Origin of the sequence: uncultured Demequina sp. (assembly GCF_913055775.1) — a bacterium.
Lineage (GTDB): Bacteria > Actinomycetota > Actinomycetes > Actinomycetales > Demequinaceae > Demequina.
Genome location: NZ_CAJXJX010000049.1, coordinates 1 through 18,072, shown reverse-complemented (window position 1 = coordinate 18,072; position 18,072 = coordinate 1). Strand labels below are relative to the sequence as shown.

Below are 18,072 nucleotides of genomic sequence, written 5' to 3'. Positions count from 1 at the left end.
CGGCGGCGTCGAAGCCGGGCTCCACCTCGGCGATGCGCTTCGCGAGCCGTGCCGCGAGCGGTACTCCCCTGGTCGGGATGCCGAGCAGGACGAGGCTCTCATGGCCTTCGTTGCGCTCAAGGATCTCGTGAGCGATGCGAGTGAGCGCGCGCGCGATGTCGGGCGCGCCCAGAACGGTGCCACTCATGTGGCGACCTCCTTCCCCGCCTCTCTGGACGGTCCTTAAAGGATGTCTGTGCTTGTGCTCGGAAGCCTACCTGACGTCAGGCGTCGTCGGCGTCCGACTGCTCGGCCGCATCGGCCGATGCCTCGACCGTGCTCTCGTCCGGAAGCGGACGCAGCGCCGGCGCGTCGCGCGCGACGCGACCCAGGACGCCGTTGATGAAGCGCGGCGAGTCGTCGGTGCTGAGGTCGCGAGCGAGCTCGACGGCCTCGTCGATCGCGACGGCGACGGAGACATCGTCGTTGCACAGCAGCTCCCAGGCGCCGATGCGGAGGAGGTTGCGATCGACCGCGGGCATGCGCTTGAGCGGCCACTCGGTGCTGGCGTCGGCGACGATCGCGTCGAGCTCGCTCCACCGCGAGACCACGCCGCGCACGATCTGCGTGGCGTAGGGCGGCAAGGGCGCCTCGCGGCCGGAGTCGACCAGGCGCCGGTCCAGGACCGTGAGGACGTTCTCGCCGCGCTGCTCGGCCTCGAAGAGGACGTCGAGCGCGCGCTTGCGTGCCTTGGTGCGGGCGGCCATGTCACTCCTGATCTCTCACGCGACTCCTGCTTGAGCCGAAAGGACGCACTGCCTCCCGAGTTCGCGTCGTGAGGCAGCACATCATTCTACGGGATCGGCTCGAGGTGGCCCTGCTGCCGGAGCTGGTCCTGAAGCTCACCGGGGAACACGACGAGCGCCGTCGCTCCTCGCGCAGAGCCTTCGACCAGCAACGCGCCCCGCTCCGCGTAGCGGGGGTCCTCCCACGACGCGAGGTAAACGTCCGTGGGTCGACCGCGATAGAACGGGTCCCAGAAGCTTGCGTCCCTCTCGGGCGACGCGAACTGCGCCACGTTCCACATCAGATCTTGACGAGCATCGACGCCAATCACGACGTCCTCGGGGATCGCATCGAGGCCAAACAACGCCCCGGGCACGGTGCGGCCACCGTCGGCCGGGTCGATCCCGATGTGGTCGTACGCGACTGACAACCCGCCCCAGAACACGGCAAGCCCCGCAACCAGCACGACGGGTCGCCGCAACCATGCGATGACGGCCACCGCTGCGGCGAGGACAGTGCCCAGGAGCGCCAACAGCCACCACTGCTGCGGTTCGCCGTTCTCCCACGAGGCCCGGGACAACCATGGCGCCACGCCAAGGACGTGCATCTCGCGCCAGAGTCCCTCGACGGGAACGCGCGGGCCTACGTATGCCGCCATGACGGCTCCAACCACGGCCGTGACAGCCACGACGACGATCCCCAGGCTCCGTCGGCGAACCCGGAGCAGCACGACGATTCCGACGCCAGCCATGAGAGTCCACACCGTATCCATATACCGGCCGTAGTACCAGACGTCTGGATAGGCCGGCCCCCACGCGGGGCTCGACTGCCAAACCCCCATGGCGAAGGATGCGGCTCCGACGAGAAGGACGAGAACTGCGATGTGGTCTCGACGCACACGCCACACCACGAACGCCACGCCTGCAAGCGCCACGGCCGGCCACGCGAGCGTCATGTACCAGACCTGCCCGATGGCGCCGGCAATACCGTCGGCCACCGAGGCGACCGGCCTCTCGGTCAGGGCATCGACTCGCCCGTCGAGCGCCAGCGTCGCTGCGGCGACTCGCCTGAACACGCCATACGCGATGAATGACGTCATCACACCAACGCCGACGGCCAGCGCGCCGAGTCGAAGCGCGAGCGCCCGGCGGACGACCGCGAGAGCGAGGGCGAGAGCGACCGCGATCGCCGTCGCCACTCCTCGACCGTGGGCGAAGCACACGGCGCCGACGCTGAGACCGAGCAGCACCGCTGAACCATTGCTCGGCTGGCGGTAGAGACGTATGGCAGCGGCGATGAGGGCCGCCGTGGCCAGGAGAAACAGGGCCTCCGAGAGCATGTAGTTGCTGAGTAGCGCACGGGCGGGTGCCACGGACACCACGGCCGCCACCGTGGTGGCGGCAGCCGGCGTGGTACCTGCCCAGCGGAAGACGTGCGACATCGGCCAGATCGCGACAAGCGCCACGCCCACACAGAGCCAGATTCCGGCCTGGTAGACGACAACGGGGCTGTCCGTGAACAGCCACACAGGTGCCAACAGCGCAGCGAGTCCCGGCATGAAACCTTGGCCGCCCAAGAGCCACGGATTCTCGACCATGCTGAGCACGCGTGAGTTGCCCACCATGACCATCTCATCGAGCGGCACCATGGGGTACCGCGCATTGAGCGCGCACAGCACATGCACGAGGGCCGCAAAAAGGATGGCACTCGCCGGAACCCAGCGCCCGGGGCTCCACAGCGGAGGCGCTTCGCGTCGCTCCGAGCGATCCGCTGGGCCGGCCGGCGCAGCGGTGCGCAACGACACCGGCGCGGGCGGAGTCATCGAGCAGGTCTCAGTCGTTGACGCGCGACTGGTACTCGCCGGTGGACGTGTTGACCTTGACCTTGGTGCCCTGCTCGAGGAACAGCGGCACCTGGATCTCCTTGCCGGTCTCGAGCGTCGCGGGCTTGGTGCCGCCGCTCGAGCGGTCGCCCTGCAGTCCGGGCTCGGTGTAGGTGACCTCGAGGACCACGGAGCCGGGAAGCTCGAGGAAGATCGGGTTCCCGTTGTGCGAGCCGATCACGGCCTTCTCGTTCTCCAACAGGTAGTCGATGGCGTCACCCATGACCTCGGGCGACACGGAGACCTGGTCGAAGGTGTCCGGGTCCATGAAGACGAAGCCGGCACCGTCGTTGTACAGGTACTGCATGTCGCGGCGGTCGACGGTCTCGAACTCGACCTTCGCGCCAGCGTTGAACGTCTTGTCGACCACCTTGCCCGACAGGACGTTCTTGAGCTTGGTGCGGACGAACGCGCCACCCTTGCCGGGCTTCACGTGCTGGAACTCGATCACCGACCACAGGTTGCCGTCGAGGTTGAGCACGGAGCCGTTCTTGATGTCGTTCGAGGTCGCCACGGGTGAAGTCCTTGTCAGTCAGGTGTCAGCATGTGTCCGCGCGATGCGCGGAGGCCGTCGTCAATTCTAGCGGACGGCTCCTCTTAGACGCGTGCGGCGATAGCTTCGAGACCCAAGCGGTAGGAGTCGATGCCCAGTCCCGCGATGGTCCCGGAGGCCACGCCGGAGATCACTGACGTGTGGCGAAACTCCTCGCGTGCGTGCGGGTTCGTGATGTGCACCTCGATCAGGGCGTGGCCCGCGGCCGTCACCAGAGCGCACGCGTCGCGCAGCGCATACGAGTAGTGCGTGAACGCCGCCGGGTTGAGGACCACGTCCCAGCCATGGTCGACGGCTTCATGCATCCAGCCCACCAGCTCCGCCTCGTCGTTGGACTGACGCACCACCACCTCGAGGCCGAGTTCGCTGCCCCACTGCATAGCGTGCGCGGCGAGCTCCTCGAGCGTGGTCGAGCCGTACTTCTCGGGCTCTCGCGTGCCCAGGCGATTGAGGTTGGGGCCGTTGGCCACAAGGACGGTCGTCATGCCGGTCAGCCTAGACGGCCCCATGCCCTTCGTGCGCTAGGTTCTCCCCATGTCGATCGACCCGGCGGCCCCCACCGCTCCCAGCGCCAGCACTCAGGCACGTGAAGCGTTGGTCCGTTTCGGCGTCTGGGGTGTCGTCGCTGCTGCGGTGGCCGTGCACCTTTTGATGGCCGTCAGGTCGGTCGGACCCATGGTGTTGCTCGACGAGGTGGGATACGTCGCCGGCGCAGAAGCGATCGGGCGTGGTGAGACCGCCTGGGCGCTGTGCGGCGAGAGCTACTCCGTGGGCTGGTCCATTCCCCTCGCCACGCTCTGGTGGCTTCCCATCTCCCCGACGACCGTGTACCAGTTCGCCGTGTTTGCCAGCGCCGCGATGGGCGCCGCGGCAATGTGGCCGGCCGCGCTGCTCTCGAGGCGCGTGGGAGTCTCCGCGCGCGCCTCCCTGCTGGTAGCCGCGCTCGTGACGCTTGTGCCCGCACGCGCGCTCATGGACAACTACGTGCTCGCGGAAAACCCGCTCGCATTCCTCATACTCTGGTCTGCGGTGCTCGCCTTCCGTGCCCACGATCGGGGAACCGTCGGTTCGCACGCGGCATTCGGCATCGTCCTTGGAATGGCCGCTGTGGTCCACTCACGCGCGATCCCGTTCGTGGCGATCGGTGTGGGGTGGCTGGTGCTCCGTGCTCTGATGCGCCGCTCGTCGTGGTCCGCAAGCGCCGCAGGGGCTGTCCCCGCGATCGCGTTGACGGCAGCCGGCTTCTTCGCTCAACTCGCGCTGGGCGCCGCTCTCTTCGGCGAGGACAACCGCGTCGATTCCGTCTTGCGCACTCGTGACATTCGCGACATGGGCCTGGTGATTGTCGGCCAGGGCTTCACGCAGGCGGTGTCGTGGTCGCTGCTTGCGGTTGTTGGTGCTCTCGCCATTGCCAGCAATATTCGGGGTGGACTCCGACAAGACCGGTGGAGAGGCCTGGCCTCGCCCTGGACGTGGCTCGGCGTCGCATTCGCAGGTCAAGCGCTGTTCACGGTCTTCCTGCTCGCCGGCTTCGAGCAGATCGACAACCGGCTCGACGTCGCCATCTACGGCCGCTATCTGGACCCCTTCGTGGTGCCGCTCGCGGTCGTGGGAGCGTCCACCGTGTGGGCGCGCGCGCGGGACCGTGTGGTGCGCCTCGGAGCCATCGTTGCCGCGGTAGCCGTGGTGATGTACGCCGCGGTGGTGATTCCCTTCCTGCCCGCAGATGTCGACTGGATCAACTTCAACACTCCGGGTCTGCTGCCGTACCTGGACCCCTACCAAGGCGAGAAGCAGACAGGCCTGCTCATCGCGGCCGGGGCCACGCTTGCGGGGATTCTCGCGATCTACCTGCTGCGCCGCAGGCCTGCAGTATGGCTCGGCCTTGCGCTGGGAATCGCCGTGCCCGCGACCGTCCTGACGGATGCCCTGAGGCTCGACCCGTTCGAGGAGACGACCCGCGCACAGACGCCCATCTCGAAGAGACTCGAGGCGGAGGGGATCACGCCTGAGATTGCGTCGTTCAGCTCGGCGTCGCTGCCGTGCGCCGAGCGCAACAAGCTGCAGATGGAACTCTCGAGCTACACCCGATTCGTCGGGCCCGGAGAGACAGTCGGACCGCTGGTCGCGGTGGGTCCCGCGGAGTGGCCCGAGGCCGAGGCAGCAGGGATGCAGCGCGTCATGTGGACCGTGTGGGAGAGCTCGGCAATCTGGGTCGTCCCCCAGGACCAGTAGGCCGCGCCGTCTCCGTCACGCGGAGACGGCGTCGTATGCGCCGAGCAGGAGCGCAGGGTCCGGCCCCTCGAAGCGCACCGGATTCCCAATACCCTGCAGAACGACGAAGCGCAGCATGTCGCCGCGAGTCTTCTTGTCGCGGCGCATCGCGGTGAGCAGTGCATCCCACCGGTTGCCCTGATAGGTGATCGGCAGTCCCAGGGACGACAGGATCTCGCGATGGCGTTCGACCGACGCCTCGTCAAGCTTGCCTGCCAGGCGCGCGAGTTCAGCGACAAAGACCATGCCCACGGACACAGCCGCGCCGTGACGCCACTGGTAGCGCTCGGTGTACTCGATCGCGTGCCCGAACGTGTGCCCGTAGTTGAGGATCTCGCGCAGGTGGGATTCCTTGAGGTCGGCCGCGACAACATCCGCCTTGACCTGCACCTTGCGGGCGATGAGTTCTTGGAGCACGTTGACAGCATCATCGTCGAGAGCGTCCGCGCGCAGAGCCGCTGCGTGTGCCTCGACCAGGTCCAGAATCACCCCGTCGCGGATGAACCCACCCTTGACCACCTCGGCAAGGCCCGCGACACGGTCGTTCGCCGGCAACGTGGTGAGGAAGTCGAGGTCGCACCACACGGCCAACGGTTCGTGAAACGCTCCCACGAGGTTCTTTCCCTCACCGGTGTTGATGCCCGTCTTGCCTCCCACCGCCGCGTCGACCATGGCGAGCACGGTGGTGGGGATCTGGATCACGGCGACGCCGCGCAGCCACGTCGCAGCGACGAAGCCGGCGAGGTCCGTCACCGCTCCCCCGCCCAGACCGATCACGACGTCCGTTCGCGTGAAGTCGGACTTGCCGAGCACCTGCCAGCAGAACGAGGCGACCTCGGCCGTCTTGCCGGCCTCGGCATCGGGAACCTCGGCGAGCACCGGAGTGCGGCCAGATGCTTCGATGAGCACCCGCAAGCGGTCGGCCTGAGCTCGAAGCGGCGCGGAGTGGACGATGAGCACGCGGGCCGCCGCCTCCGGCAGGCCGCCGACCGCGAGTGGCAGGAGTCCGTTGCCGATGGTCACCTCGTAGGGCTGGGCCGTCGGGACCTGAACGACGTGTGCCATCACACCTCCTCGTCGAGAATCTGCTGTGCCACGGCGCTGGGCGAGATGCCGTCGGTCACCACCGTGCGGGTGGCCAGTCGCTCGTAGACGGGTCTGCGCGCGTCCATCAACGCCTTCCATTGCTGGCGCGGGTTGCCCACGAGCAGAGGCCGAGCGCGGTTGAGCCCCACGCGGGGTGCTGCCTGCGCGAGAGAGACATCGAGAAACACCACCTGCCCGCCCGCGCTGACATAGTCCACCAGGCGGCTCTGGGTCAACTCATCGAGAATTGCTCCGCCGCCCAAGGACAGCACCCCGTCGTTCTCGCTGAGGGCCTCACCGACAGCGACACGCTCCAACGCGCGAAATGCGGCCTCACCGTCCTCGAGGAAGATGTCGGGGATCGACTTGCCTGCACGTGCCGCAACATCGTCGTCGGTGTCCCGCCGCGCGACGCCCAGCCAGCGCGCGAGCTCGAGGGCGACGGTGGATTTGCCGGATCCCGGGGGGCCGATAAGGACGATGCGAGGGCCGGGCATCAGCGCAGGTGCTCGGGAATCGACGCGACATAGGCGTCGACATTGCGCTTCACCTCTGCCACCGCATCACCGCCGAACTTCTCCAGCACCGCATCGGCCAGAGTCAGCGCCACCATCGCCTGCGCGACCACGGCCGCTGGCGCAACAGCGCACACGTCGCTGCGCTGGTGGATCGCCTTGGCGGCCTCGCCCGATGCGGTGTCGATAGTGTCGAGCGCCCGCGGAACGGTGCTGATGGGCTTCATGGCCGCACGCACGCGCAGCGGCTCGCCGTTGGTCATCCCGCCCTCCACACCGCCTGCACGATTGGTGCGGCGCTGGACGCCGTCCGCACCGTACTCGATCTCATCGTGAGCCGCCGAACCCCGGCGGGCGGCCGTGCGGAAGCCGTCGCCCACCTCCACGCCCTTGATGGCCTGAATACCCATGAGCGCGGCCGCGAGCCGCGCGTCCAGGCGTCGGTCCCAGTGCACGTGGCTCCCGAGCCCCACCGGGGCGCCGTAGGCCACGACCTCGACCACGCCCCCGAGAGTGTCGCCGTCCTTCTGGCACGCGTCGATCTCCGCAATCATGCGCGCCGACGTCTCGGCGTGGAAGCAGCGGATGGGGTCGCCGTCGAGCTCCTCGGTGGCCGTCGCCGGCGGAAGGGGCGCATCCTCGGGCACGGCGATAGGCCCCACCTGAACGGTGTGGGACACCAACCGGATCCCGGCGGCCTGCTCGAGAAAGCTCTCGGCCACGGTGCCCAGAGCGACGCGTGCGGCGGTTTCGCGTGCCGATGCGCGTTCCAGGATCGGACGGGCGTCGTCGAAGCCGTACTTGGTCATGCCTACGAGATCGGCGTGACCGGGACGCGGTCGTGTCAGCGCGGCAGCGCGGGCACCGGAGAGCTCAGTCTCGTCCACCGGATCCGCGCTCATCACGGTCTCCCACTTGGGCCACTCCGTGTTGCCCACTTGGATGGCTACCGGGCCACCCTGAGTCACCCCGTGGCGGACACCACCGAGAAGGGACACCTGGTCCTGCTCGAACGACATGCGAGCACCACGCCCATATCCGAGGCGGCGGCGCGCGAGGGCCGCCTGGACCTCAGCACTGGTGATCTCGACCCCGGCGGGAAGGCCCTCGAGGGTGCCCACCAACGCTGGTCCGTGGGATTCGCCTGCGGTGATCCATCTGAGCATGCCGTCATTCTTCCAGACGCCAGGACCGGGCTCGCACACCTGTGCGAGCCCGGTCCCGTTGCTTGTGGGGAGAGGCCCGACCTAGCGGTCGACGGGGGTCAGGGGGTTCTCGTCCGTGGTCGGCAGCGAGGTCGACTCCGAGGGCTCTTCGTCCAGGACCTCCTCCGCCGCGGCGTTCAGCTCGGCAGGATCGATCAGCACGTAGGTCTCGCCCTCCATCGTCAGCGACGCAGCGTCCTCGTCGACATCCTCGCCGGTGAGAGCCGCGAGCGACACCTGCTTCACCAGGATGATGCGCCCGTCACCCGTCTGCAGGTCGTCGGCCACCGCGAGCAGGTCGTGGTAGGCGCCTTCCATCCTGAGCGTGACGGTGATCGCATAGAGCCCTTCGACCGAGACGGCAGCGGGCGCAGCGGCAGGCTCCTCGACCGTGGCGTCCTCGGCGTCCGCGTCTTCGGACTCGACGTCCTCGACATCCTCGACGGGTGCCGGCGCTGCCGGAGCGGGGAGAGTGACCGGTGCAGCGCTCGTGAACTGCAGCGCCGTCACCAGGACGTCGTGCTCCTCGGTGACAGCGGCCACCAGACGCTGGAGATCCGCGTAGCGCTGTCGCGTCGTGATGCCCTCTTGCAGTTGCGCGAGGGTCGCGTTGTACTCGTCGATCTTCGCGTACTTGGCGCGCAGATCCGCGACCTCGATGCGGGTGATGTCGTTCATCGCCTCCTGGTCCTCTGCAGCCTGATTGGTCTCCGACGCCTGTGCAAGCATCGGGTTGACCAGCAGGAACCATGCGGCGATGAAGATGACGAGAACGATGCCGACAGTCGCCAGCAGCCAGGGGCGTGCGGGGTTGGACTTCTTCATGGTCTTACTCCCCGTCCTCGGACTCGGCCGCGTCGTCGGCAGACTCTGCGTCAGCAGGTGCCTCGTCGGCGAACGTGCGATGCTGGAGTGCGTCGGACGTCACCTGCACCGTGACCGACACCTGGTAGACCGTCTCCGCATCGGAGGCGTCCTCCACGGTGCTTGTCTCCTCGAGCTCGCTGCTCTGAAGGTTGACGTCCGCGAGACCCGGCACTCCCTCCAGCGCGTCGATCCACTCGGACGCGATGGGGAGCGTCGGCGAGGTCGCGGCAAACGTGACCACGCCGATCGCGTCCTGCGTGAGGTCGTCGACACCGTTGACCACGACCGGGCCCGGGCCAACCGAGCTGATGGCCACGGAGTCAATCGTGACGCCCTCCGGCAGCACCGCCGCGATCGCGTACACGTAACTCGACCAGTTGACCTCGGTCGTGAGCACGAAGTCGCGTGCGGTCCGCACGTCATCGATGCTGTTGATCACCTGAACTACCGGAGAGTACTCCTTCTTCTCCTGCGCCAGCTGGTCCGCAGTCACGAGTGCCTCCTCCTGGCGGACTGATGCGTTGTCGCGCACCAGGTACGCAGCACCGAAAGCGAGTGCCGCCAGGATGATCGCCCCGAGGATGGTCCAGATCATGCGCCGCTGGGCGACGGCGACAATCCGCTTGTCAGTGACCTCGGACGGAAGCAGGTTCACCTGCGGCAGCGCCGGGATCCCGAGCTTCGGGTCCCAGGTGCGACGAGCCTGCCCCGCAGCAGGCGCGGCCTGCTGCGTCACGCCATCTGTTGTGGTGGTCATGCTGCTGCCCCCATTCCGAGCCCCACGGGCATCGCCATCGTTCCCTCGCGGCCACGGAGGTTGTCCAGGCCGGCCACGCGCCGGTTCACGGTCAGCCCCTCGAGCGGATTGCCGAGGAGGGTCCGCACACGGGTCTCAGAGGCGATCGCCTGGCCGAGGCCCGGAACGATGCAGCCCCCGCCGGACAGGACTACGGTGCCCACGGGCGACTGACGGTTGGTCGATGAGTAGAAGCTGATCGAATTGCGCACGCCCTCGAGCAGATTCCGGGTCGCCTCGCCGAACGGCCCAGCGGCGTCGCGGTATTCGAGCACTTCGGCGACCGCCAGACCACGACCGTGCAGCTCTCGCTCGGCCTCGTGAAGCGGCATCCCCAACGCGCGGGAGAGCGCGTCCGCGAGGTCCATCGCACCCGTCGGAACCGCACGCACGAACTTGGGCTGGGCGTCGGTGGCGACGACGACCGTGGTGATGCGCGCGCCGATGTCGACCAGCGCCACGGTCCCCGACGCCAGCGGCCCTCGCGCCATGGACCGCAGGAGCGCGAAGCCGGTGAGGTCGACGACGGTGGGGCGCAGGCCGGCCGCCTCGACGGCCCTGATGTTGGTCATGACCGTCGTGCGCGACGCCGCGACGAGCATGCCCTCGAGACCGGCGCCCTGCTCGACACTCGCCTCTCCGGTGGGATAGAAGCCGAGCACGGCCTCCTCCACGGGCATGGGCAGGGAGTCCTGCACCTGGAAGGACAGTGACGCCTGAAGCTCCGCCATGGGCAGTCGCGGCATCGTGAGAGGCCTCACCGCCACGTGTTGGTTTCCGACACCGAGGATGACGTCCTTCGACGAGAAGCCCGCCTGCGCCCACAGTGCCTTGAGAGACGGCACGACAGCGTCCTGATCGATGATCTCGCCGTCGCGCACCGCGTTGGGCGGCAGCGCCTGCTCGGCGTACCGCACCAGCTCGACGCTTCCACCACGCCCAGTGCTGACCTCTGCGGCCCGCAGCGCGGTGCCCCCGATGTCCAGACCGATTGCCTGAGTCTTAGCCACGACTGCTCCTTCCCTGAGTGGTGACCAGTCCAACTTCCGACGCCGACCTCTTCATCGGCGTCTGTTCTGTCCTGCTTGATCCGAATGTCATGCCCACGTCCCCGTATACGCGTCCCACAGGGGCGCGCCCCACGCGACCCCGACCGCAGCGCCTCCGACCATCCACGGCCCGAACGGAATGCCGCTCCGACGATCCGCGCGACGAGCCAGCATCAGCACGACTCCCGCGACGCCACCCAGGAGGAACGCGGCGAAGCTCCCGACGACCAGCTCTCCCCAGCCGAGCCACCCGAGCGCCATGCCGATCACGCCGGCAAGCTTCACGTCTCCGAAGCCCATGCCTCCCGGGTACACCAGCGCTGCCGCGAAGTAGAACGCGAACAGCACCACGCCGCCGATCGCGGCGCGCGCCAGCGGCCACCAGTCCCCCGCCACAGCACTTGCGGCGACGAACAGCACACCGAGCACGCCGTAGGCCGGCAGCACCAGCACGTTGGGGAGCCGGTGCACCGAGAGGTCGATGCTCGTCAGCACCACGCCCAGCGCAGCGAGATAGGCGAACGCCACGAAGTCGATCGACAGCCCGAACTTCCACAGCACCAGCACGAAGAGCACTCCTGTGATGGCTTCGACGAGCGGATAGCGCCCCGAGATCGGTGCCCCGCAGTCGCGGCAGCGGCCGCGCAGGAGCAGCCACGAGACGACCGGAACGTTGTCCCGAGCGCGCACCTGGTGCCCGCACGATGGACACGCCGAGGGAGGGCTCACGATCGACTCGCCCCGCGGGACCCGCCAGGCCACCACGTTCAGGAACGAGCCCACGAGCAGTCCGAGCACGCCGACGAACACCGTGACCAGCCACCCCAGCTGTCCGGCGTCCACGGATCCCGCGCCGCTCATCCATCGCCTCGTCCTGTGGTCTCGACGAAGCCGCTGAGCGACGCCGTCACCGGGACGTCGGGCACGTTCCACTTCTGGTCATCGGAACCGTCGCAGGTCTCGACGGTGATGGTGGTCCACTGCGGGTGAGCCGAGGTCTTCGGTCCCCCCGCCGAGAGGCAGCGGCCGTTCGAGTCCTGGAACGTGTACGACTGGGTCTCGTCGTGCGAGGCCCCGTACCGGGTCCACCAGGTCGTGCTCGACCCGCAATCGATGTAGCCGCTGGGCGTCAGGAACCTCGGGTAGCGGTCCGTGTTGTAGGAGCCGTTGCTCAGCCCGAAGCGGTCGCCATAGCGGACACCTGTGGTCGACGTGGTGATCAAGCAGTAGGTGTTGCCGCCGGTCCGCACCTGGATCTGGGTCGAGATCGAATTGGCGCCGGAACCCGGCTCCTCGTAGTACCACTTGTGGTTCCACAGGAATCCGCCGTTGCCGCTGGGGTCCTGCTTGCACGGGTAGGCGATCTGGTACGACGCGTAGATGTTCGCGTTCGTCACGTCGAGACAGCGTCCGAACTGGTTGTAGTTCACGACCTGATCGGTCTCGTACGAAGCGTTGCCCTTGCCGACGGCGGGGAGCGGCGTCAGCGACTTGTTGTTGGGCGAGGTCGAGACGGAGAGCCGGTCGCCCGAGGAGACGTTGCTGTCCTGATTGACGATGTAGCTGTTGGCGTACCCCGTGTTCGAGGAGTTCTGGCCCCGCCAGGTGTGGTCACCTGTCCACGAGAAGCGCTGGCCCAGAGGGTCGGTGCTGCTGGTCGTGCACTCCCGCAGCCGCATCGAGGTCGTTCCCGAGCTCGCGCGTCCCGACAGGCACAGCGGGATCTTGCCGTCGAGGTCCGTGGAGCTGAGGTGGATCATGTAGTCGTCCGCCCAGGTCCATGAGTTGAGATCGTTCTGCTCCTGGCAGGCCGTCGAGGTCGCGCTCTGGTAGCGGATGTAGGAGTACTCCGCCTCGGAGTCCACCACCAGGCAGTACTGGCCGTTGTCATCCAGGATCATGCCGCCGGCCAGCTTGCGAGTCGTGAGCTGGAACGTGTAGGTCGCCTCCATGACGCGGTCCGCCTTGCCCACCTGCGTGGTCGACGCGTCGTCGAAGCCCTCGGACGTGATGATCGCGAAGCGCGGCACCGATCGCACACCGCCGTTGATCCCCGTGCCCGTGTAGCAGGTGAGCGCGTTATCCTCGCGCCACTGGTCGTCCTCGCCCTCGGGGTCCTCGACGTAGTACGCCACCTCGGCGAAGTAGCGAGTCTCGCCACCCGTGGACTCGACTGCCCCCTCGACGGTGCACGGGAGCTTGTGGATGTCACCCATGATGGCGCCGGTCTTGTCCGGCGACGTCGCGTTGCGAATCTGCGACGTGGACGCGTCCAGGCCGGCCTGTGCCGCAGCGAGGGTGCGCGCGTTCTTGTCGGTGAACAACGTGGGGTTCACCTGGGTGAGCACCACGCCGAGCACGACCAGCGACAGCACCGTCATCACGAGCATCAGGAGCAGCACGGAGAGCATCGCAACACCGCGATCGTCGCGCGCTCGCTCCCGCGCGGAACCCTCGATCCATCGTGACATGCGTGTCATGGTCGCTGCACCCCTCCCACGAGACACACCGTGTCTCCCGTCGAGCCGTTCGTCACGGACGACGTCGAGGTGTTGTTCGCCACCATCGTCACGTCGAGCTGCCCGCCCTCGGCATCGAGCTCGTCGCCCAACCCGGTGTCGAGGTACACGTGCAGGCTCTGGCGGAGATACACGATGCCGCTGTCGACACCTGCGCGCCGCCGCTCGAAAGGCTGCTGATCGGGGTCGGTGAGGTCGTTGCGCAGATCGGTCAGCATGGTCGCCCACGCGGAGACGCTCGACGCGTCGCCCGGGGTCCAGGTACGCCGCTGCAGCTCCGCCTCGGAGGCATCCACACGCCACTGGACGCACAGCGGGTCGCCGGTGCCCGTGCTCTCCGGGATCAGGTATTCGACGTAGTGGTCATCGCCCACGACACCAGGCGGGTTGATCTCGCTGGCGTACCGCACCTCCTTGTCGAGGCGCTGGTACACCGTGCGGAGCGCAGAGGTGGCATCCGACGCGGCCTGGGTGCGCACAGTCGAGCTCGACATGGAGGCGACGGCAGTCATGAACACGACGATGACCGCGGCGAAGATGCCCATCGACACGACGAGTTCGACGACCGTGAGGCCGCTGTCGTCGCCCCGCCGGCTGGACCGCTCGTCACGCACTGGAGGGTTCATCACGGCCGCCCGTTCCGCACGGTGATGGTCACAGTCCCGGGTGCCTGCGACTCGAGAGCGGGCGACGTCGCGGTGGTCTGGACGAGGTACGTGAACGTGCAGGTGGCTCCGCCCCAGCCCACACTCGGCGAGCCGAAGTCGATGGTGCCGTCGCCGTTGAGCGTGAGCGTGCCGCACGTCGGTGATCCGAGGTCGCTGATCTCGACGTCGGTGCCCGGCGTCGCCTGGCTGGCGAGATCGAAGGTGGTGACCTCGCGACTCGATCCCGTCGGCGGCCACTCATAGACCTCCGCAGCCAGATCGGGAGCGAAGGGCACCACATGGACAGTCAGCGTTCCGGTTCCGGTGCTCGCACGCCCACCGGCCGAGTACACCCGGTACTCCAGCTCGTAGATGTCGGCGGTGTCCGCGAGGGTCTCGAACTCGAGGACCTCGCCGGTCGTCGCACTCGTGCCGTCGAGCTGGACCTGGTCCATGGTCACGCCAGTCCCCGTCACCGAGATGATCTCGATGGACACGTCGTCGTCGTTGCCCGTGGCATCGCGCCAGTCGATCTCCTGCCACTCGTCGACGTCCGTCGCATCGAGCTCGACGGTCTCATCCGGCGTGTAGAGCGGCTTCTCCTGGGTGGTGACTGTCACCGAAGCGGCCGAGACGCTCGGGTAACGAGCATCGTCCGACGTGGGACCGTCGTTCACCAGGTAGTAGTAGAAGGTCGTGCTCACGTTTGCTGCGGATGGCGCCTGGAACATCACCGGGTCACCGGCTCCGCTGACGATGCCATTGTCCACCAGATCCTGGGCGTCGGCGGTGCGGGCGGCCTCCATCGCAGGGGTGACCTCCTCGGTGCTGAACATGTCCACCGCCGTGCTCCACACGGGAACGATGGTCGTGAACCGGGACCCGTCGATCGCGTCGCGGCCCAGATCGTTCGCGAGCAGGTCGTCATCGAGTTCGGTGAGCGTTCCGGGCTCCACGAAGATGGTGTCGTCGCGCGGCGACGGCAGGATGGCGACGGTCACCGTCGCGGGATCCGCGCTGCGCTCTCCCGAGGTGCCCTCCACCTTGTACGTGAAGGTGACCACGCCGGACAGGCTCGTGTCGGACGGCGGCGTGAAGACGATGCCGTTGACGCCGAGCGCGGTGTTGATGGCGACGCTGCCGTACGCGGGCTGGGTCAACTCACGGATGGGGCTCGTAGTGCCGGTGGCGTCGTATTCGACGGAATCGTTCGCGACGATCGCGTGGAAGCTTGCCGAGGCGCCGGCGGTCACGCTGAATTCGTCGTCGTAGGCGAATGGCGTCAGTGCCGTGTTCCACGTCGCGTCCTCGCTCGGGTCGATGAGCGAGCTGAGGCGGTAGAAGTTGTCGCCGTTCGCAGCGTCTCCCTCGTGCCAGTGGACGATGACGCGGATGCGGTGCATCTCGACGTAGGTGTCGGTGCCAGGAGCCGGGTCGCTGGCCACGCAGCTCTGCTCTGTGGTGGAAGCGGCGCGCAGGCGCCAGCAGGTCCCGATCAGCGTGTCGATCGTGTAGGTCTGGTTGTCGACCACGGCGGTCGTGCGGATGGGCACCCACTGATCGGCGTCAGTGAGGCCGGACTCAGGGTCCCAAGCCATCGCCATGTCGGCGGTATCCGAGGCGTCTCGCGCCGTCGCCTCGAGCCACACCGACTCGACGGCCGCGTACGCGCGTCCCTTGACGGCTCCGCTGGTCCCCGCCGCGTTGACAGGGCCGCTGGTGACGGCTCGGGCGTTGTCCATGGCGGTCGTGGCGAGGCTCACGGCGGCCTGGTCGCGCTGCACGTGTGCGCCGGCACGCATGCCGTGGATGAAGAGCGCGAGGACGGCCATCGCGACGATGCCGAGCAGGAACAGCGCCCAGGTCACCTCGATCAGCGTGAAGCCCTCGTCGCGCCTCGAAGAGCGCGGTGCAGCGGTGCGCTGCGCTTCGTCGTGTGCCACCGCTCCCCTCCTCGCTCTCGGTGGTCGTGCTGTGCGAGCCGTAGGCCCGGTGAGGACGAGTACTTCCGTCCTCACCGGGCCTCAGCTCAGCGGGGCTGCCTTACTGGAGGCCGCCGCCGTCGCTCAGGTAGGTGAAGGTCGTCCCCGAGCCGTTGGTGGTGTTCACACCGGTGATGGTGAAGGCGTTGGTGCGGTTGGTGAAGTCATATGCGGTTGCCGAGTCCGAACCGGTGATAGCGATGCCGCCAACGGTGATGGAGCCGTTGCCCGAGGCGTCAGCCGGGTACGCCTGGTTGTCCACGTAGTACGACTCCGCCTCGTTCGCGATGGTGCGGAGGTCCGACTTGATACCGGTGTCCACAGCCTTCTCACGCTGGTTGAGGAACACCGGGATCGCGATCGCCGACAGGATGCCGATGATGATGATGACGACGAGGAGCTCGATGAGCGTGAAGCCCTTCTCCTTCTCCTCCATGGACTTGTGAATGCGAGCGATCATTGCCCGTTCCTTTCGTTTTCTCTTCAATGTTTAAAGCCACCGCAGCGGCCGTCAAACTGGCCCCGTGAACCCCTTTCACGAGGCCTTTGACAACGGCTTGGAGATCAGTGCCCCTCAGACCTTTGCCAAGATTTTCTCTTGCACTGCCATCCTATTTCTGCCAGTAAGGATGTCCATCACCTTGTGAAGAATCTCACTTGGGAGAAATCGGACGTGTCACGAAATCTGGTCGTACACGGAGAACATGGGCAGATACATGCAGATCACCATGCCGCCGACGATCACTCCAACGAACATGATCATGATCGGCTCGATAAGGCTCGTCAGCTGCTCGGTGGTGGATTCGATCTCCTGGTCGTAGAAGTCCGCCACCTTGCCCATCATCTCGTCGAGGGCACCCGTGTCCTCGCCGACTGCCATCATCTGGGCGACCATGGGCGGGAAGACGGGGCTGTTCTGCAGCGGCGACGTGATGGACCGTCCGCGACGCACGGCATCCTGGATGTCCTCGGTCGCGCGCTCGACCACGACGTTGCCGCTGGCCTCGCCCACGATGCCCAGGGCCTGAAGAATGGGAACACCGGCCGCGAGCATCGAGCTCAGGTTGCGGGCGAAGCGCGCGATCGCGATCTTCTTCATCAGCGGGCCGAACACGGGCGCCTTGAGCTTGATCGGGTCGAGCCGCTCACGCAGCCAGCGATCGTTCTTGTGGCTGCGCCACCAGAACGAGAAGATGATGGCCACCACAATGAGCGGCAGGATCGCGACCTTCATGAAGTCGGACAGCGTGATCAGGAACTGCGTCGGTGCCGGGAGCTCCGCGCCCATGTCCGCGAACATGCCGGCGAACACCGGAATGATGAACAGCAGCATCGCGAGCGACGCCAGGATCGCGATGACCAGCACCACGACGGGATAGGCCATCGCGGACTTCACCTTGCCGCGCAGCTTGACCTCGTCCTCGAAGTTCTGCGCGATCGACACCAGGGTCTCGTCCAGGAAGCCGCCCACCTCGCCTGCTTTGACCATGTTGATCATCAGCGGCGGGAAGACCTTGGGGTGCCGGCCGAGTGCTCCGGAGAATGAGCGCCCCTGCTCGACGTCGTTGCGCACCTCGCCGAGCACCTTGGCCAGCGCCGGGTTCTCGGTCTGCTCGACCAGGATCGACAGTGCGCGCAGGAGCGACAGACCGGAGCCGATCATGGTCGCGAGCTGTCGCGCCATGACGGCGATGTCCTTGAGGCCGATCTTCTCCCCCATGCCGGGGATCTTGATCTCCTTCTTGAGACCCGTGGGCGTCGAGTCGACGACCGTCAGCGGGGTGAGGCCGTTCTCCTTGAGGAACGACGCGACGGCCTGCTCCGACGGCGCATCGAGCGTCGCCTGCACGGACTTGCCGCTCGCGTCGCGCGCGGTGTACGAGAACTGCCGGTTCTTGGTGGCCGTGGCCATGGCTTACGCCCCTCCCCTGC

At 67.2% G+C, this 18,072-nt stretch carries 17 protein-coding genes and 1 pseudogene; 1 reads left to right on the top strand and 17 read right to left on the bottom strand.

The annotated features are described in order from the left end of the window. The 5 genes and pseudogenes from QZ483_RS06655 to aroQ all read right to left on the bottom strand — a co-directional run. A pseudogene (locus QZ483_RS06655) lies at positions 1-187 on the bottom strand (bifunctional pyr operon transcriptional regulator/uracil phosphoribosyltransferase); the annotation flags it as partial. A 76-nt stretch (positions 188-263) separates the two neighbouring features. Next, entirely contained in the window at positions 264-746 is a 483-nt protein-coding gene (nusB, locus tag QZ483_RS06650) for a transcription antitermination factor NusB (RefSeq protein ID WP_297082221.1), read from the bottom strand. An 86-nt stretch (positions 747-832) separates the two neighbouring features. Then, positions 833-2,389, bottom strand: coding sequence for a hypothetical protein (locus QZ483_RS06645; protein WP_297082218.1), 1,557 nt, complete (start codon positions 2,387-2,389; stop codon positions 833-835). Positions 2,390-2,597: 208 nt separating this feature from the next. Continuing rightward, a complete protein-coding gene (gene efp, locus QZ483_RS06640; protein WP_297082216.1) occupies positions 2,598-3,161 on the bottom strand; it encodes an elongation factor P in 564 nt (187 codons plus the stop codon). 83 nt (positions 3,162-3,244) lie between these two features. Continuing rightward, positions 3,245-3,685 carry a type II 3-dehydroquinate dehydratase gene (aroQ, locus tag QZ483_RS06635; protein WP_297082214.1) on the bottom strand — a complete coding sequence of 147 codons (441 nt, stop codon included), beginning with the start codon at positions 3,683-3,685 and terminating at the stop codon, positions 3,245-3,247. 49 nt (positions 3,686-3,734) lie between these two features. On the opposite strand from aroQ, the gene QZ483_RS06630 reads away from it, so the two are divergent. Continuing rightward, on the top strand, positions 3,735-5,435 hold the full coding sequence (locus tag QZ483_RS06630) for a hypothetical protein (RefSeq protein WP_297082212.1): 1,701 nt from the start codon (positions 3,735-3,737) through the stop codon (positions 5,433-5,435). Between the two features lie 15 nt (positions 5,436-5,450). On the opposite strand, the gene aroB is transcribed toward QZ483_RS06630, so the two are convergent. The 12 genes from aroB to QZ483_RS06570 form a co-directional block, all read right to left on the bottom strand. Continuing rightward, positions 5,451-6,539, bottom strand: coding sequence for a 3-dehydroquinate synthase (gene aroB, locus QZ483_RS06625; protein WP_297082209.1), 1,089 nt, complete (start codon positions 6,537-6,539; stop codon positions 5,451-5,453). Next, positions 6,539-7,057 carry a shikimate kinase gene (locus QZ483_RS06620; protein ID WP_297082207.1) on the bottom strand — a complete coding sequence of 173 codons (519 nt, stop codon included), beginning with the start codon at positions 7,055-7,057 and terminating at the stop codon, positions 6,539-6,541. Before QZ483_RS06620 ends, aroB begins: the two co-directional genes overlap by 1 nt. After that, positions 7,057-8,241: a chorismate synthase gene (aroC, locus tag QZ483_RS06615; protein WP_297082206.1), complete on the bottom strand. Its 1,185-nt coding sequence runs from the start codon at positions 8,239-8,241 to the stop codon at positions 7,057-7,059. Before aroC ends, QZ483_RS06620 begins: the two co-directional genes overlap by 1 nt. An 81-nt stretch (positions 8,242-8,322) precedes the next feature. Continuing rightward, positions 8,323-9,105, bottom strand: coding sequence for a hypothetical protein (locus QZ483_RS06610; RefSeq protein ID WP_297082205.1), 783 nt, complete (start codon positions 9,103-9,105; stop codon positions 8,323-8,325). 4 nt (positions 9,106-9,109) lie between these two features. Further along, on the bottom strand, positions 9,110-9,904 hold the full coding sequence (locus QZ483_RS06605) for a PilN domain-containing protein (RefSeq protein WP_297082204.1): 795 nt from the start codon (positions 9,902-9,904) through the stop codon (positions 9,110-9,112). Continuing rightward, positions 9,901-10,953 carry a type IV pilus assembly protein PilM gene (pilM, locus tag QZ483_RS06600; protein WP_297082203.1) on the bottom strand — a complete coding sequence of 351 codons (1,053 nt, stop codon included), beginning with the start codon at positions 10,951-10,953 and terminating at the stop codon, positions 9,901-9,903. The genes QZ483_RS06605 and pilM overlap by 4 nt, the downstream gene beginning before the upstream one ends. Before the next feature lie 87 nt (positions 10,954-11,040). Beyond that, positions 11,041-11,853, bottom strand: coding sequence for an A24 family peptidase (locus tag QZ483_RS06595; RefSeq protein ID WP_297082202.1), 813 nt, complete (start codon positions 11,851-11,853; stop codon positions 11,041-11,043). After that, positions 11,850-13,463, bottom strand: coding sequence for a hypothetical protein (locus QZ483_RS06590; protein ID WP_297082201.1), 1,614 nt, complete (start codon positions 13,461-13,463; stop codon positions 11,850-11,852). Before QZ483_RS06590 ends, QZ483_RS06595 begins: the two co-directional genes overlap by 4 nt. A gap of 5 nt (positions 13,464-13,468) precedes the next feature. After that, complete coding sequence (locus QZ483_RS06585) at positions 13,469-14,137, bottom strand: hypothetical protein (protein ID WP_297082200.1); 669 nt, start codon at positions 14,135-14,137, stop codon at positions 13,469-13,471. Beyond that, entirely contained in the window at positions 14,137-16,101 is a 1,965-nt protein-coding gene (locus QZ483_RS06580; protein WP_297082199.1) for a prepilin-type N-terminal cleavage/methylation domain-containing protein, read from the bottom strand. The genes QZ483_RS06585 and QZ483_RS06580 overlap by 1 nt, the downstream gene beginning before the upstream one ends. Positions 16,102-16,201: 100 nt before the next feature. Continuing rightward, positions 16,202-16,600 (bottom strand): prepilin-type N-terminal cleavage/methylation domain-containing protein, encoded by a 399-nt coding sequence (locus tag QZ483_RS06575; RefSeq protein ID WP_297082198.1) that lies wholly within the window; start codon positions 16,598-16,600, stop codon positions 16,202-16,204. A 216-nt stretch (positions 16,601-16,816) separates the two neighbouring features. Beyond that, complete coding sequence (locus tag QZ483_RS06570) at positions 16,817-18,052, bottom strand: type II secretion system F family protein (protein ID WP_297082197.1); 1,236 nt, start codon at positions 18,050-18,052, stop codon at positions 16,817-16,819. Positions 18,053-18,072: the final 20 nt, after the last annotated feature.

Bases quoted from the DNA above. Each gene is read 5' to 3' on its own strand.
- nusB (WP_297082221.1), bottom strand. From the start codon at position 746: ATGGCCGCCCGCACCAAGGCACGCAAGCGCGCGCTCGACGTCCTCTTC.
- QZ483_RS06645 (WP_297082218.1), bottom strand. From the start codon at position 2,389: ATGGTGGGCAACTCACGCGTGCTCAGCATGGTCGAGAATCCGTGGCTC.
- aroQ (WP_297082214.1), bottom strand. From the start codon at position 3,685: ATGACGACCGTCCTTGTGGCCAACGGCCCCAACCTCAATCGCCTGGGC.
- QZ483_RS06630 (WP_297082212.1), top strand. From the start codon at position 3,735: ATGTCGATCGACCCGGCGGCCCCCACCGCTCCCAGCGCCAGCACTCAG.
- aroB (WP_297082209.1), bottom strand. From the start codon at position 6,539: ATGGCACACGTCGTTCAGGTCCCGACGGCCCAGCCCTACGAGGTGACC.
- QZ483_RS06620 (WP_297082207.1), bottom strand. From the start codon at position 7,057: ATGCCCGGCCCTCGCATCGTCCTTATCGGCCCCCCGGGATCCGGCAAA.
- aroC (WP_297082206.1), bottom strand. From the start codon at position 8,241: ATGCTCAGATGGATCACCGCAGGCGAATCCCACGGACCAGCGTTGGTG.
- QZ483_RS06610 (WP_297082205.1), bottom strand. From the start codon at position 9,105: ATGAAGAAGTCCAACCCCGCACGCCCCTGGCTGCTGGCGACTGTCGGC.
- QZ483_RS06605 (WP_297082204.1), bottom strand. From the start codon at position 9,904: ATGACCACCACAACAGATGGCGTGACGCAGCAGGCCGCGCCTGCTGCG.
- QZ483_RS06595 (WP_297082202.1), bottom strand. From the start codon at position 11,853: ATGAGCGGCGCGGGATCCGTGGACGCCGGACAGCTGGGGTGGCTGGTC.
- QZ483_RS06590 (WP_297082201.1), bottom strand. From the start codon at position 13,463: ATGTCACGATGGATCGAGGGTTCCGCGCGGGAGCGAGCGCGCGACGAT.
- QZ483_RS06585 (WP_297082200.1), bottom strand. From the start codon at position 14,137: ATGAACCCTCCAGTGCGTGACGAGCGGTCCAGCCGGCGGGGCGACGAC.
- QZ483_RS06575 (WP_297082198.1), bottom strand. From the start codon at position 16,600: ATGATCGCTCGCATTCACAAGTCCATGGAGGAGAAGGAGAAGGGCTTC.
- QZ483_RS06570 (WP_297082197.1), bottom strand. From the start codon at position 18,052: ATGGCCACGGCCACCAAGAACCGGCAGTTCTCGTACACCGCGCGCGAC.